11 protein-coding genes are annotated in these 14,513 nt (G+C 41.7%); 10 read left to right on the top strand and 1 reads right to left on the bottom strand.

The window, feature by feature from the left end:
* The first annotated feature begins 69 nt into the window (after nt 1-69).
* From rlmD to eno, 5 genes are all read left to right on the top strand, one after another.
* On the top strand, nt 70-1,395 hold the full coding sequence (gene rlmD / locus EJ103_RS12400; protein WP_126007914.1) for a 23S rRNA (uracil(1939)-C(5))-methyltransferase RlmD: 1,326 nt from the start codon (nt 70-72) through the stop codon (nt 1,393-1,395).
* Between the two features lie 8 nt (nt 1,396-1,403).
* The gene (gene relA, locus EJ103_RS12395; protein WP_024033076.1) at nt 1,404-3,560 is read left to right on the top strand and encodes a GTP diphosphokinase; all 2,157 of its coding nucleotides are present in this window, start codon (nt 1,404-1,406) and stop codon (nt 3,558-3,560) included.
* 1 nt (nt 3,561) lies between these two features.
* Nucleotides 3,562-4,359 (top strand): nucleoside triphosphate pyrophosphohydrolase, encoded by a 798-nt coding sequence (gene mazG, locus EJ103_RS12390; protein ID WP_126008773.1) that lies wholly within the window; start codon nt 3,562-3,564, stop codon nt 4,357-4,359.
* Between the two features lie 177 nt (nt 4,360-4,536).
* Nucleotides 4,537-6,171 carry a CTP synthase gene (locus EJ103_RS12385; RefSeq protein ID WP_004586236.1) on the top strand — a complete coding sequence of 545 codons (1,635 nt, stop codon included), beginning with the start codon at nt 4,537-4,539 and terminating at the stop codon, nt 6,169-6,171.
* Nucleotides 6,172-6,284: 113 nt separating this feature from the next.
* Entirely contained in the window at nt 6,285-7,583 is a 1,299-nt protein-coding gene (eno, locus tag EJ103_RS12380) for a phosphopyruvate hydratase (RefSeq protein ID WP_029771921.1), read from the top strand.
* Between the two features lie 292 nt (nt 7,584-7,875).
* Here the strand turns inward: eno and mutH are convergent, their stop codons facing one another.
* Complete coding sequence (gene mutH / locus EJ103_RS12375) at nt 7,876-8,547, bottom strand: DNA mismatch repair endonuclease MutH (RefSeq protein ID WP_126007912.1); 672 nt, start codon at nt 8,545-8,547, stop codon at nt 7,876-7,878.
* Between the two features lie 577 nt (nt 8,548-9,124).
* Between mutH and rppH the strand changes: the two genes are divergently transcribed.
* From rppH to EJ103_RS12350, 5 genes are all read left to right on the top strand, one after another.
* The gene (rppH, locus tag EJ103_RS12370; RefSeq protein WP_004586239.1) at nt 9,125-9,643 is read left to right on the top strand and encodes an RNA pyrophosphohydrolase; all 519 of its coding nucleotides are present in this window, start codon (nt 9,125-9,127) and stop codon (nt 9,641-9,643) included.
* Nucleotides 9,644-9,672: 29 nt separating this feature from the next.
* Nucleotides 9,673-11,937 carry a phosphoenolpyruvate--protein phosphotransferase gene (gene ptsP, locus EJ103_RS12365; RefSeq protein WP_126007911.1) on the top strand — a complete coding sequence of 755 codons (2,265 nt, stop codon included), beginning with the start codon at nt 9,673-9,675 and terminating at the stop codon, nt 11,935-11,937.
* A gap of 72 nt (nt 11,938-12,009) precedes the next feature.
* Nucleotides 12,010-12,819 carry a sulfite exporter TauE/SafE family protein gene (locus tag EJ103_RS12360; RefSeq protein WP_096041290.1) on the top strand — a complete coding sequence of 270 codons (810 nt, stop codon included), beginning with the start codon at nt 12,010-12,012 and terminating at the stop codon, nt 12,817-12,819.
* Between the two features lie 10 nt (nt 12,820-12,829).
* Nucleotides 12,830-13,633 (top strand): prolipoprotein diacylglyceryl transferase, encoded by an 804-nt coding sequence (gene lgt, locus EJ103_RS12355; RefSeq protein WP_004586242.1) that lies wholly within the window; start codon nt 12,830-12,832, stop codon nt 13,631-13,633.
* A 12-nt stretch (nt 13,634-13,645) separates the two neighbouring features.
* Entirely contained in the window at nt 13,646-14,497 is an 852-nt protein-coding gene (locus EJ103_RS12350) for a thymidylate synthase (RefSeq protein ID WP_004586243.1), read from the top strand.
* Nucleotides 14,498-14,513 lie beyond the last annotated feature (16 nt).

The following is a 14,513-nucleotide window of genomic DNA, read 5'->3' as shown; positions in this document are numbered from 1 at the left end:
ACGGTTCATCGGCTATTCTCAAAGCATCTGATTTGCTTATACGTAATACAAAATTTAAGGTAATGCCGCATGGCGCAAATTTTTAAAGCAAAGAAAAAACCACTTAAACAGCAAACACTCACACTTAATATTACGGCCATGGATCATCAAGGGCGGGGCGTTGCCAAACACAATAACAAAGTGTGCTTTGTAAGCGGCGCTTTAATGAATGAAAAAGTAACGGCAAGCCTAATTGAAGATAAAGCCAAATACAGTAGTGCAAAGCTGGTTAAGGTTATTAATCCAAGCGATGCGCGCACGCAGCCTTTTTGTCAACATTATAATCACTGTGGTGGTTGCCAGTTGCAGCACCTAGAAATAAATCAGCAAGTGGTTGAAAAGCAAAATGCAGTGACGCAACTGTTTCAAAAATTTGCCAAATTAAGCGACTTAAATTGGCAAGCGCCTCTTTTAAGTAAGCCCACTCATTACAGACGCAGTGCGCGTATTGCCGTAATGTATGATAAAGCCGCTAAAAAAATGCGAGTTGGGTATCGTGCGCCTAGCTCTAAAAATGTGATTAGTATTGAGCAATGTGATGTGCTTAGTAAGGCATTTACTAACGTATTTAGTATTTTTGAAACGCTTATTAATCAATATAAAGCGCTACACAGTATAAGTCATTTACAGTTGTGCCAAAACGAAGCTGGGAACTTTATTGTTATTCGCCATACTAAAGCGATACCAGATGAAGCCAAAAGCTATATACAAGAAGCAGCAAACGCACAGCAGTGGTTAATTACTTGGCAAGACAACAGTGATGTTATAGAGCAGGCTCATTTGCCTACGCCGTATTATTTTTTAGAAAAGTTTAATTTAAAGTTTGAATTTGGCCTTGGTAATTTTATTCAAGTAAATGATGAAGTTAACCAAGCTATGTTAGCTCAGTCGGTAAATTGGCTTAACTTGCAAGGAAACGAGCAAGTATTGGATTTATTTTGTGGTATTGGTAACTTTTCATTAGCGCTAGCCCAGCATGCTAAATCGGTTATTGGAGTAGAAGGGGTTGCATCGGCGGTTGCAATGGCGACGCAAAATGCGCAAACTAACTCTATCACTAATGCGCACTTTCATTGTTTTGATTTAACGCAAAAAATTGAAACAGCACAATGGTTTAATAAGGCGCTAGACGTATTAGTATTAGACCCTTCTCGCACAGGTGCTATGGCTGTTTTAGAGCAACTACCTTTAAAGCAGTTTAAAACCATTTTATACGTCTCTTGCGATCCTGTTACTTTAGCCCGTGACAGTGCAATTATTTCGCAAGCAGGCTTTGAAGTTACTAAAATTGGGCTAATGAATATGTTTCCACATACAGGACACATAGAAACAATGGCGTTATTTCAACGGAGGTAAAGCGTTTTATGGTCGCTACACGTCAATCACATCAGCAGGACGACACAGGTGACTTTGCTACTAGCCTAAAACAGTTAGCGTTATCGCAAGAGAAAATAACGCTACTAAACAAAGCGCAAGCATTGTGTGTTACATGTGACAACCAAGCACGGCAAAACACGGCCATAGAAATGGTCGAGATTTTAGCCGAGCTAAATTTAGATGCAGAATCTCTCGCAACCGCGTATCTCACGCATTACTACTTAAACGACTTAGTAGACCTTGAAACCGTAGAAGCACAACTTGGCAAAAATGTAGCCATGCTTTTAACTGGGGTTGCGCAAATGGCTGCTATTAGTACTTTATCGCACCAAGGTAAAGGCACTATGCAGGTAGATAACATTCGTAAAATGTTACTTACCATGGTTGAAGATGTGCGCGCTGTGGTGATTAAACTTGCTGAGCAAGTGTGCCATTTACGCAATGTAAAAAATGGCGATGAAGAAGAGCGTGTTATTGCCGCTAAAGAAACCGCCGATATTTTTGCCCCGTTAGCAAACAGGTTAGGTATAGGCCAGCTTAAGTGGGAACTAGAAGATTTATCGTTTAGGTATTTACACCCCGACACCTATAAAAGTATTGCTAAACAACTTGATGACAAACGCCTTGCCCGTGAAGCCTATATGGAAGATATGGTTGCGCAAGTAAAAGCTCGCCTAAGCGAAGCCGGTATTGAGGCGCAAGTGTATGGCCGCCCTAAGCACATTTACAGCATTTATAAAAAAATGCAGCAAAAAAACTACGAGTTTGATCAGCTGTTTGATATTAGAGCAATGCGAATTGTTGTAGAGCGCCTGCAAGATTGTTACGGCGCGCTAGGTATTGTGCACACTAATTGGCGCCACCTTAATAAAGAGTTTGACGACTACGTTGCTACACCTAAGCAAAATGGCTATCAATCAATTCATACCGTGGTATTTGGCCCTGAAGGGAAAACCGTTGAAATACAAATACGCACCAGCGAAATGCACCAAGATGCAGAGCTAGGCGTAGCCGCGCACTGGATGTATAAAGAAGGCGCTTTACCTGGGCGTGGCTCAGGCTATGAGCAAAAAATTAGCTGGTTGCGCAAATTACTGCAATGGCAAGAAGAAGTGGTTGATGGGGGCGATTTAGCCGAAGAGCTTAAAAACCAAGTTGTAGAAGACCGCGTTTATATATTTACTCCAAGCGGCGATATTATCGATTTACCTGTTGGCGCTACACCGCTTGATTTTGCTTACTACATTCACTCAAATGTAGGGCACCGCTGTATAGGGGCTAAAGTATTTGGCAAAATAGTGCCGTTTACACATCAGCTATCAACGGGCGATCAGGTAGAAATTCTCACGCAAAAGCAGCCTAATCCAAGCCGCGATTGGCTAAATCCATCGCTTGGTTACATTAAATCGTCGCGTGCAAGGGCTAAAATCCATCATTGGTTTAAACAGCTCGACCGCGATAAAAACTTAAGCGCCGGTAAAGAGATTCTAGATAACGAACTGCAAAAGCTAGATTTAACCTACAAAGATTTAGACCCAGCTATTAAGCGCTTTAATTTTAAAGAACTAGATGACTTAATGGTTGCCATAGGTGCCGGCGATGTTCGCTTAAACCAAATGCTTAACTTTGTCAGTGATCGTACTGAAGAAGAACCAGTTATTCGTTTTAAAGCGCCAAGTAAAGTAACTGGCGATAAAAACGGCATTGTGGTTGATGGTGTAGGCAGCTTAATGAGCCACGTTGCTAAGTGTTGTCGTCCAGTACCTGGCGATAAAATAATTGGTTATATTACACAAGGCCGAGGCATTGGGGTACACCGCGAAGATTGCGATTCATTTAACAACTTAAAAGAGCAGCACCCAGAGCGTGTTATATCGGTTAGTTGGTCAGATGAAATAAACGGCTCTTATGCGCTAAGTATAAAAATAGAAGCCAGCGATCGCTCAGGTTTAATTCGCGATATTAGCTCTGTACTGGCTAACGAAAAAGTAAATGTGATCAACATGAACGTTAATACAGTTGGGGCTGATCAGTTAGCGGTATTCACTATGCAAATAGAAGTGCATGACCTATCGGGCACAAACCGGGTTTTGTCTAAACTGCATCAAATTGAAGGTGTGCACAGTGCCAAGCGAAACCAATAAAATGGCAAACGTTAACGCACTTGAGCAACTACTCGATATTATGGCGTTGCTTCGCGATCCTAGCGACGGTTGCCCGTGGGATCGCAAGCAAAACTTTAAATCGATTGTTCCGCACACGCTAGAAGAAGCCTTTGAAGTGGCCGATTGCATAGAGTCGGGTAATTTAAACGAGCTTAAAAATGAGCTGGGTGATTTACTGTTTCAAATCGTTTTTTACGCACAACTTGCCAAAGAGCAGGACATGTTTGATTTTAACGACGTGGTTAGTGAGCTAAATAGTAAACTTACCCGCCGTCACCCTCATGTTTTTAACACCAAGCAAGCATTAACCGACGAGCAATTAGCAAAGCAATGGCAAGCAATTAAAGCACAAGAGCGTGCAGCAAAAGTACAGCCAAGCAAAGCCTCACTTTGGCAAGATATACCCACCAATATGCCAAGCCTAACTAAAGCTAAAAAAATTCAGCAGCGTGTTGCCGCACTTGGTTTTGATTGGCCAAGCTACCACGGGGCACTTGATAAAGTAAGTGAAGAAGTACTTGAAGTAAAAGAAGCGCTTGAGCACGACCCTTCATCCGATCATACAGCAGAAGAAATAGGCGACTTATTATTTGCCACAGTTAATGTGGCTCGCCATGTTAAACGCGACCCAGAGCAACTACTTAGACAAGCCAACGATAAGTTCTCGGCGCGCTTTGAAAAAGTGCAAGGTTATTTAATTGCAAAAGGTAAAAGTTTAGAGCGCGCAACGCTTGACGAAATGGAAGAAGCATGGGAAGCCATTAAAAAAGCGAAATAAGATTAGCTCAGTACAACCTAATGTTAATCAACGAACATTTTTTGTGCGCGTAAACGCTATTTTTAGCTGGATTGCTCAACGCTGTTTTGGTACAATTTCGCCCCGTCTTGATGATATACCCAGAGTCTCTTTCTCGGGTGTTATATTCCTTTTAATTCCTGATATTCTAGGGTTCGCATGAGTACAAAATTTATCTTCGTTACTGGCGGGGTTGTTTCTTCGTTGGGTAAAGGTATTGCAGCAGCGTCATTGGCAGCTATTTTAGAGGCCCGCGGTTTAGATGTTACCATTTTAAAGCTGGATCCTTACATAAACGTTGACCCAGGCACAATGAGCCCAATTCAACATGGTGAAGTATACGTTACAGAAGACGGCGCCGAAACGGATCTTGATTTAGGTCACTACGAGCGTTTTATTCGCACCAAAATGACCAGCCGCAACAACTTCACACAAGGGCGAGTGTACGAAGATGTACTACGTCGTGAGCGCCGTGGTGAATACTTAGGTGCAACCATTCAGGTTATTCCACACATCACAAATGACATTAAGCAACGTGTATACGACGGTGCTGAAGGTCATGATATTGCGATTGTAGAAATTGGTGGCACAGTAGGTGATATTGAATCACAACCATTTATTGAAGCAATTCGTCAGTTAGGTACAGAAATTGGCCGCGAACGCGCGCTATTTATTCACCTAACGCTAGTGCCATTCTTAGGGCCTGCAGGCGAAGTAAAAACCAAACCAACACAGCACTCAGTTAAAGAGTTACGCTCTGTAGGTATTCAGCCAGATATTCTTATTTGTCGCTCAGACCGTAAATTGCCTAACAACGAACGTGCAAAAATTGCATTGTTCACAAATGTTGAAGAAAAAGCGGTTATTTCGCTTCCTGACGTAGACAGCATTTACAAAATTCCTGCGCTATTAAAATCACAAGAGCTAGATAACTTTGTATGTCGTCGTTTCCACCTTGACGCACCAGAAGCTGATTTAGTTGAATGGGAGCAAGTACTTTATCAAGAGTCTAACCCGACTGGCGAAGTAACGATTGGTATGGTTGGTAAGTACATTGAACTACCAGATGCATACAAATCAGTTAACGAAGCACTAAAGCATGCAGGTCTTAAAAACCGTTTAACCATTAATATTGAATACGTTGACTCGCAAGACTTAGAAAGCAAAGGGGTAGAACTGCTTTCTCATCTAGACGCTATTTTAGTACCAGGTGGTTTTGGCGGCCGTGGTGTTGAAGGTAAAATTTTAGCGGCTAAGTATGCCCGTGAAAACAAAGTACCTTACCTAGGCATTTGTTTAGGTATGCAAGTAGCGCTTATTGAATACGCACGTAATGTTGCAGGTTTAACCGACGCTAACTCAACTGAGTTTAATATTCACTCAAAAGCGCCAGTAGTGGGCTTAATTACCGAGTGGTTAGATGCTGAAGGTAACATTGAAATACGTGATGAAAAATCTGATTTAGGTGGCACGATGCGTTTAGGCGCACAAAAATGTCACTTAACGCCGGGTTCTAAGGTGCACGAAGTGTACGGCAATACAGAAATTATTGAACGTCACCGTCATCGCTACGAAGTAAACAACAACTTTGTAGAGCAATTAGAGCAAGCAGGCTTAAGCTTTACCGGTTTATCAGAAGATAAAAAACTAGTAGAGATCATCGAAAACAAAGATCACCCATGGTTTATTGCCGCGCAATTCCACCCGGAATTTACGTCAACACCACGTGATGGTCACCCGTTATTTGAAGGGTTTGTAGCAGCCGCTCATACTCATCAAAAAACGTCTTCGTAATTAAAAAAAGCCGTGCATATTGCACGGCTTTTTTGTCTAAAGGGCTGACTAAAAGATATAAAACGTAGTAAAGTTAGCTGAACTCACCATTTTGGGAATATAGAGGAATCAAGATGTCAGAAATCGTAAAAGTAATTGGTCGCGAAATTATGGACTCGCGTGGTAACCCTACTGTTGAAGCTGATGTATATTTAGCTGATGGTTCTTGGGGCCGCGCTGCCGCTCCTTCAGGTGCATCAACAGGTACTCGCGAAGCACTAGAGCTACGTGATGGTGACAAAGCCCGTTACTTAGGTAAAGGCGTATTAAACGCAGTTGGTTTTATTAACAACGAAATTGCGGATGCGCTAAAAGGCCAAAATGCATTAGAGCAAAGTGCTGTAGATAAAGTAATGCTAGATTTAGATGGCACCGAAAATAAAGAAAAACTAGGTGCAAATGCTATCTTAGCGGTATCACTAGCGACTGCAAAAGCCGCTGCACAATTTAAAAAAGTTGAGCTTTACGAGCACATCGCAGACTTAAACGGTACACCAGGTGTTTACTCAATGCCGTTACCTATGATGAACATCATCAACGGTGGTGAGCACGCCGATAACTCTGTAGATATTCAAGAATTTATGATCCAACCTGTTGGCGCTGAAAACTTCCGCGAAGGCCTACGTATGGGCGCTGAAGTATTCCACAGCCTTGCTAAAGTATTAAAAGCAGATGGCCACTCTACAGCGGTAGGTGATGAAGGTGGTTTTGCACCAAACCTTGCATCAAACGAAGCGGCACTTGCTGCTATTAAAACAGCTGTAGCAAACGCAGGTTACGAGCTAGGTAAAGATATTACACTGGCTATGGACTGTGCAGCCTCTGAGTTTTACGACAAAGAAGCAAACATTTACGATCTGAAAGGTGAAGGCAAAAAGTTCACTTCAGAAGAGTTTAACTACTTCTTAAAAGATTTAACTGAGCAATACCCAATTGTATCTATTGAAGATGGCTTAGATGAGTCAGATTGGGATGGCTTTGCACACCAAACTAAATTAATGGGCGATAAAATCCAATTAGTAGGCGATGATTTATTCGTAACTAACACAAAGATTTTAAAACGCGGTATTGATAACGGTATTGCTAACTCAATCCTAATTAAATTTAACCAAATTGGTTCACTAACTGAAACGTTAGCAGCAATCAAAATGGCTAAAGATGCAGGCTTTACAGTTGTTATTTCGCACCGTTCTGGCGAAACAGAAGATGCAACTATTGCTGATTTAGCGGTAGGTACTGCTGCTGGTCAAATTAAAACAGGTTCATTGAGCCGTTCTGACCGTGTTGCTAAGTACAACCAACTTCTTCGCATTGAAGAAGCGCTAGGTTCTAAAGCACCTTACAACGGTCTTAAAGAAGTTAAAGGTCAGTAATTCTATTTTATATAGAATCTTATTTTTAATTTTAGATAATAAAATCCTCGCTAATGCGGGGATTTTTTATGCCTGATACTTTTTTAAAGAGATGAGAATGCTTTGTAGGCGTTAAGCTTGCTGACGCGCGCACGCAGTGCGAAAAGAGGGTACAAGAAAAGTGAAAACTCTTTATTTAAACCACAAATTGTTTTATTAAAAAAGGTGAAATATCTTGTAGGCGTTAAGCTCGCTGACTCGCGCAAGTAGTGCGAAACAGGGTTTGCTTAACTCATAATATTTTCTGCAAAGCTCAGAGCTGAAACTGCTGCTTTAAAATAGCCCCTGTAAAACTGGTTTTTAAATAAAAACCACGCGGTAAGGTTTTTATTGTTTGCCCATTTGGACCAATAGCATCAGTAACCACTTTGCTATTAGCGGCTTTTGGCCTAATTTGAATGGCATCACCTAAATGGCCCGATATTTCATCAACTCGCCCAAGCGCTATTAACTCCATTTGTTCTTCCCAATCACGTTGTAGCAACGTATCTTGCTCAGGCGTAGGCTGCCATAAAAAACCACTGCCAATGGTTCTATCAAAAGGCGCAATATCGCGCTCACTCAATATAGGCAGCCATAAAACATGATTGAGTTTTTTACGCACAGCGCTTGTATGCCACGTCATGCCGGTTACGTTTATAAGGGGGGTAACCGACACAAAAGTGGTTTCTAAGGGTTTTCCTTTATACGAAATAGGCAGTGTTTTTAATTCAATGCCTAAATCTTCAAAGTCGGGGAGGGGTTTTGAGCCTGCAGTAGCGCCTAACACGTATTCAATAAGTTGCCCGGTCCAGCCTTTTTCGCGTAATAGGTCGTCAGGGGTTTTAAAGCTGTATTGAGAGGCTAATTGCCCTAATGTTAAACCAGCAATAGCGTTTACGCGTTGCATTAAGTCATTAATTGAATGGGGTTTTGTTGGTCGCATGCTACTCATTTACCTTGAATAATTAACAGCGCCATGATAGCAAAACCCCCGTAAGGTGGATATCTTTGCTTTTGGTTGTTTTTTATACGTACTGTGTTTGGCGTAATTTTGCTCACCCCAAAAAGTCACAGTTTAACTGTAAGTGACTGACTAGCTTTAATATTTTCAATTAACTCATTCAGCTTTAATTAAGTTAGCAAATTCTATATGGGATAAATACAACTATATAAACATGTTTATCCACAGAATCTGTGGAGAAAGCGAGTTTTTAGATCTGCTATTGTGGACTTGTTTGCAAAATAGCCTTGTTTATCAAAAGTTATACACAAGCTGTGAGTAAATAGCACTAAACATAATAATCAAGGCATAGCTTAGCTTTTTTTGCTAAAAGTTGCGTCAATTAAGGGTTATTTTATCCTTGTAATTACTCAGTGCTAATTTAATGTTAAGTCGTTATGCACAGTGTAAATAGTAAACGTGCGATTAGGGCGTGATGACTTTGGGGATAATAGTGTTTGCCGAATTGCAGCTAATGTGGAACAATCATTAAAAATCGACTTACAAATGAGGCACTAAGGTGATTGATGCCGAAGGTTTTCGTGCCAATGTCGGAATTGTAATTTGCAATAATCAGGGGCAGGTTTTTTGGGCTAGACGTTACGGTCAACATTCTTGGCAATTTCCCCAAGGCGGTGTTGATGACGGAGAAACACCCGAACAAACCATGTACCGTGAATTACACGAAGAAGTAGGTTTGCGACCAGAAGATGTAGAAATAGTTGCAAGCTCAAAACATTGGTTACGCTATAAATTACCCAAGCGATTAATTCGCCGCGACTCTAGTCCGGTGTGTATTGGGCAAAAACAAAAATGGTTTTTATTAAAACTGCGTTGCAAAGATGAAGATGTAAACTTGCTTAAAACACATCATCCCGAGTTTGATGATTGGCGCTGGGTGAGTTATTGGTACCCAGTAAGGCAAGTGGTATCGTTTAAACGCGATGTATACAGACGGGTGATGAAAGAGTTTGCACCGTTTGCAATGCCTTTTAATAAAAGAGAACATCATAAAGAACAGTGGCGACACAAAAGGTAGTAGCATAATTATAAAATAAGGAGCAGGTAATGCTGGCAACACTTAGAACTATTGCTGAGTCTGTTTCGCAACAAGCGAATTTAGACAGTGCCTTAGTGTGCTTTGTGAAAATGGTTAAAGAGGCCATGAAAACCCAGTGCTGCTCTATTTATTTTGCCGACTACAGCCAAGATAACTTTGTACTTATGGCAACCGAAGGCCTTAACCCCGACGCCGTAGGTAAGTTTAGAATTGGTTTTACCGAAGGGCTTGTAGGTTTAGTAGCCCAGCGAGAAGAGCCCATTAATATAGCTTTTGCAAAATCTCATCCGCGTTTTAAGCTCTCCCCCGAAGTAAACGAAGAAGGTTACAATGCTTTTTTGTCTGTACCTGTGGTGCATCAAAAAAAGGTATTGGGCGTTATTGTTGTACAACAAAAAATGGCGCGGGTTTTTAGCCAAGACGAAGAGTCGTTTTTAATTACCCTTTCAGCGCAGCTAGCCTCGCAACTTGCGCATGCTGAAATAAAAGAGCTTTTACGCCAAGACGAATCATCACACCAAACCTCAGTGCTCAAAGGGGTGTCGAGTGCGCCAGGTATTGGGATTGGCCAAGCCTTTGTGGTACTGCCCAAGCTTGATTTTAAATCTATAGAGCTAAAAAAAGATCCTGATAGCGCCGAGCAACGCCGTTTGTTTACACAAGCCGTTGCTGCCACCCGCAAAGAATTTAATACCCTGTCTATGACCTTGAGTGACTCAATCCCGCGTGAAGCACTCGCGGTATTTGATGTATACCAACAATTACTTGATGCGAAAAGTTTAGGCCACAATGTTGAGGTACAGTTACAAGAGGGCTGGTGCGCAAAAAGCGCCTTAAAAATTGTTATTGAGCGGCTTATTTCGCAGTTTAATGCCATGCAAGATCCCTACATTAAAGAGCGCGCAGTTGATGTAAAAGACATTGGTTTAAGGGTATTACACCACCTAGTAAACACAGAACACGCAGTAAAAGATTACCCACCCAATACCATATTAATTGCGAATACCTTAACGCCCGCCATGCTGGCTGAAGTACCCAACGGGCATTTAGCGGGTGTAGTGAGTGTGAATGGCTCAGCCAATAGCCATGCCTCTATATTAACCCGAGCGATGGGAATACCGGCTATTTGGGGTATTGAAGATTTACCCTTATTGCAATTTGATGCCAAACCAATGATTTTAGATGCCTTTGCTGGGCGTTTATATATTTCTCCTTCGCAAGTGTTACTCGATGAATACGCACAGTTAAAGCACCAAGATAAACTACTCAATAACCGCTTTTTAGCAGAGCAAAGTGCGCAGTCGGTTACCTTAGATGGTGAGCAAATAAATTTAATGCTAAATGCAGGGCTTGAGCTTAATACCGAGCAAAGCAGTGCGCATATTTGCGATGGGGTAGGGCTTTATCGTACCGAAGCATGGTTTATGCAAAAGGGGCAATTTCCATCGCAAGCTGAGCAAGAAAACTGGTATAGGGAGGTACTAAAAAGTTACCACCCGGCGCCAGTGGTTATGCGAACCCTAGATATTGGTGGCGACAAGGTTTTAGATTACTTTAATATTACCGAAGAAAATCCCTTTTTAGGGTGGCGCGGCATACGCATAAGCCTTGACCATCCAGAGCTATTTTTAGATCAGCTCAAAGCCATGTTAAAAGCAAATATGGGCTTAGGTAATTTAAAAATAATGCTGCCTATGATCAGCGGTACAGAAGAGGTAGACGAAGCGCTCGCGTTATTTGAACAAGCTTATTTTGAACTGGCAGAAAAACACCCAGAGCAAAACTTGGAGCGCCCAGAAGTGGGCATTATGCTTGAAGTACCCTCAAGTATATTTATGCTCGACGAGTGGGCTAAAAAAGTAGATTTTTGCTCAGTGGGCAGTAACGATTTAACGCAATACTTACTTGCTGTCGATAGAGCAAATGCGCGCGTGGCTCAATTATTTAACCCATATCACCCCGGTGTGTTAAGGGTATTAAATAAAGTAGCGAATGAATGTAATAAACACTGTTTACCCTTTAGTTTATGTGGCGAGCTAGGCGGCGAGCCAGAGGGCGCTATTTTACTCATTGCCATGGGCTATAGGCATTTAAGTATGAACATGTCGTCGTTAATTAAAGTAAAGTGGATTTTAAGGCGTTTAAAAATTAACGATATGCAGCAATTACTCGCAGAGTGCTTAGTGCAATCGAACGCTAAACAGGTACTGCGCTTAACGCGCAATTTTATGATTGAACACCAATTAGGCGATCTTTTTTATACCGCCAAATAATGCAGCGCTTAAAGATGCTATTAACTTTATAATCCTTTAATATAGGCGCACGAAAAGGTATTTGAGAACACTATGTATGACTTAGCTTTACTCGTGGCCAGTTGTGCGCTACTTGGCTGTGTAGTTGGCTTTTTAGCAGGGCTATTAGGGATAGGCGGCGGTTTAATTATTGTGCCTGTTTTAAGTAGCTTATTACTGATGTTTGACGTTACTTCACCTGATCACGTATTAGTTATTTCTATTGCAACATCGCTTGCCTCTATTTTATTCACTTCTACTTCTTCAGTCTTGGCTCATCATAAAAATGATAATGTGCCATGGCAAATTGCACCGTGGGTTATGTCGGGTGTAGGCTTAGGCGCGTTAATAAGTGGCTTTGCCGCAAGTTTAATACCCGAACAAGCATTACGCAGCGTGTTTGCAATTAGTGTTGTGTTTATTGCAGGCAGAATGGTGTTGGCATCACGTAGTAAATCGCTTAAAGAAAAACCGCTACCAAAAGGGGTTATTTTAGGGAGCATTTCTGCCCTTATGGGCGCGCTTTCTGGTTTAATAGGTATTGGTGGCGGCGCACTTATTGCCCCTATGCTTAATTACTTTTCAGTTGATATGAAAAAAGCGATAGGCTGTGCATCAGCGAGCGGCATTGTTATCGCGCTATTTGGCTCTATTGGTTATATAAGCGCAGGCTGGCAGGTAACCGATTTAGCCCATGGGTTCGCAGGGTTTGTATACTTACCTGCATTATTTGGTATTGTAATAACATCGTGGTTTGTGGCGCCCTTAGGGGCTAAAGCAACTCATTATTTACCTGTTAATATAATAAAGAAAATTTTCGCGGTGTTGCTTGTGCTCATCGCACTTAAAATGGTTTTTAGCTAAAGGTTTATTTATGGCACTTGAGTTTCCTCAAATCGATCCAATAATTTTTTCTGTTGGACCGCTAAGCGTACGTTGGTACGGTTTAATGTATTTAATTGGTTTTGCATTTGCGATGTGGTTTGCTAATCGTCAAGCCGAAAAACCAAACTCTGGTTGGACTAAAGAGCAAGTTAGCGACTTGCTTTTTTACGGCATGCTAGGGGTTATTTTAGGCGGCAGAATTGGCTATGTATTGTTTTATCAGTTTAGTTACTTTTTAGAAAATCCATTGTATTTATTTAGAATTGACCAAGGCGGTATGTCGTTCCACGGCGGAACATTAGGGGTTATTACCGCTATTATACTATTTGCCAAAACCCGCAAAAAATCACTATTTGCAGTGGGAGATTTTGTGGTGCCGCTGGTTCCGGTAGGCTTATTAGCAGGGCGTATTGGTAACTTTATAAATGGCGAGTTATGGGGCCGCGTAAGCGATGTGCCATGGGCAATGGTATTTCCAACGGGTGGGCCGCTTGCGCGTCACCCATCGCAGTTATACGAAGCCTTTTTTGAAGGGCTAGTCCTGTTTTTAATTTTATTATGGTTTATCAAAAAGCCTCGCCCTGCAGGCAGTGTAGCCGGTGTATTTTTATTAGGGTACGGCGTATTTAGATTTTGTATTGAATATTTCCGCCAACCAGATGCGCAGCTTGGCCTATTTGCCGATTTTATCTCAATGGGCCAAATACTCTCGTTACCTATGATAATTGGTGGCCTAGGGCTATTAATTTGGGCGTACAAAAAACCGCAACCTGTAACCGCAGCAAAGGCATAGTAAGAACAGATCATGAAACAATATTTAAAATTATGTCAGCGCATCGTTGACGAAGGTGTATGGGTAGAAAACAAACGCACAGGCACGCGCTGCTTAACCGTTATTAATGCCGACTTAGAATACGATGTAGGTAATAATAAATTTCCTATGATCACCACTCGTAAAAGTTACTACAAAGCCGCTATAGCAGAGCTTTTAGGTTACTTACGAGGGTACGATAGCGCAGCGCAGTTTCGCGATATAGGCTGTAAAACGTGGGATGCAAACGCAAACGATAATAACGCATGGCTAAATAACCCTAACCGCAAAGGCGAGGACGACATGGGCCGCGTTTACGGCGTGCAAGGGCGTAATTGGCAGCGCCCAGATGGCTCAACGCTCGATCAGCTTGCTAAAGTAATAAATAACTTAAAAAACGGGATTGATGACAGAGGTGAAATAATTACCTTTTATAATCCTGGTGAGTTTGAGCTTGGTTGCTTGCGCCCATGTATGCACACGCATACGTTTTCGCTGCTTGGCGACACGCTGTATTTAACATCGTATCAGCGCAGTTGCGATGTGCCGCTGGGCCTTAATTTTAATCAAATTCAGTGTTTTGTATTACTGGCATTGGTGGCGCAAATTACCGGCCATAAAGCAGGTAAGGCGTATCATAAAATTGCTAATGCGCATATTTACGAAAACCAGTTACCGTTAATGCGCGATGTACAGCTAACACGTGAGCCGTTTGACTCACCGCAATTAAATATTAACCCAAACATAAAATCACTAGAAGATATAGAAACATGGGTAACACGAGACGATTTTGAAGTAGTAGGCTATCAATGCCACGAACCAATCCAATATCCGTTTTCAGTATAATAAGATTAAGGAGAAC

This window comes from Pseudoalteromonas sp. Xi13, from assembly GCF_003952205.1.
GTDB classification, from domain to species: Bacteria; Pseudomonadota; Gammaproteobacteria; order Enterobacterales; family Alteromonadaceae; genus Pseudoalteromonas; species Pseudoalteromonas atlantica.
The sequence above is the reverse complement of the archived record's forward strand: the minus strand, read 5'-3'. Positions and strand labels throughout refer to the sequence as shown.

Excerpts from the sequence above, each read along its gene's own strand:
- EJ103_RS12385 (WP_004586236.1), top strand. The coding sequence starts at position 4,537 with ATGAGTACAAAATTTATCTTCGTTACTGGCGGGGTTGTTTCTTCGTTG.
- ptsP (WP_126007911.1), top strand. The coding sequence starts at position 9,673 with ATGCTGGCAACACTTAGAACTATTGCTGAGTCTGTTTCGCAACAAGCG.
- eno (WP_029771921.1), top strand. The coding sequence starts at position 6,285 with ATGTCAGAAATCGTAAAAGTAATTGGTCGCGAAATTATGGACTCGCGT.
- lgt (WP_004586242.1), top strand. The coding sequence starts at position 12,830 with ATGGCACTTGAGTTTCCTCAAATCGATCCAATAATTTTTTCTGTTGGA.
- EJ103_RS12350 (WP_004586243.1), top strand. The coding sequence starts at position 13,646 with ATGAAACAATATTTAAAATTATGTCAGCGCATCGTTGACGAAGGTGTA.
- rlmD (WP_126007914.1), top strand. The coding sequence starts at position 70 with ATGGCGCAAATTTTTAAAGCAAAGAAAAAACCACTTAAACAGCAAACA.
- relA (WP_024033076.1), top strand. The coding sequence starts at position 1,404 with ATGGTCGCTACACGTCAATCACATCAGCAGGACGACACAGGTGACTTT.
- EJ103_RS12360 (WP_096041290.1), top strand. The coding sequence starts at position 12,010 with ATGTATGACTTAGCTTTACTCGTGGCCAGTTGTGCGCTACTTGGCTGT.
- mazG (WP_126008773.1), top strand. The coding sequence starts at position 3,562 with ATGGCAAACGTTAACGCACTTGAGCAACTACTCGATATTATGGCGTTG.
- mutH (WP_126007912.1), bottom strand. The coding sequence starts at position 8,547 with ATGCGACCAACAAAACCCCATTCAATTAATGACTTAATGCAACGCGTA.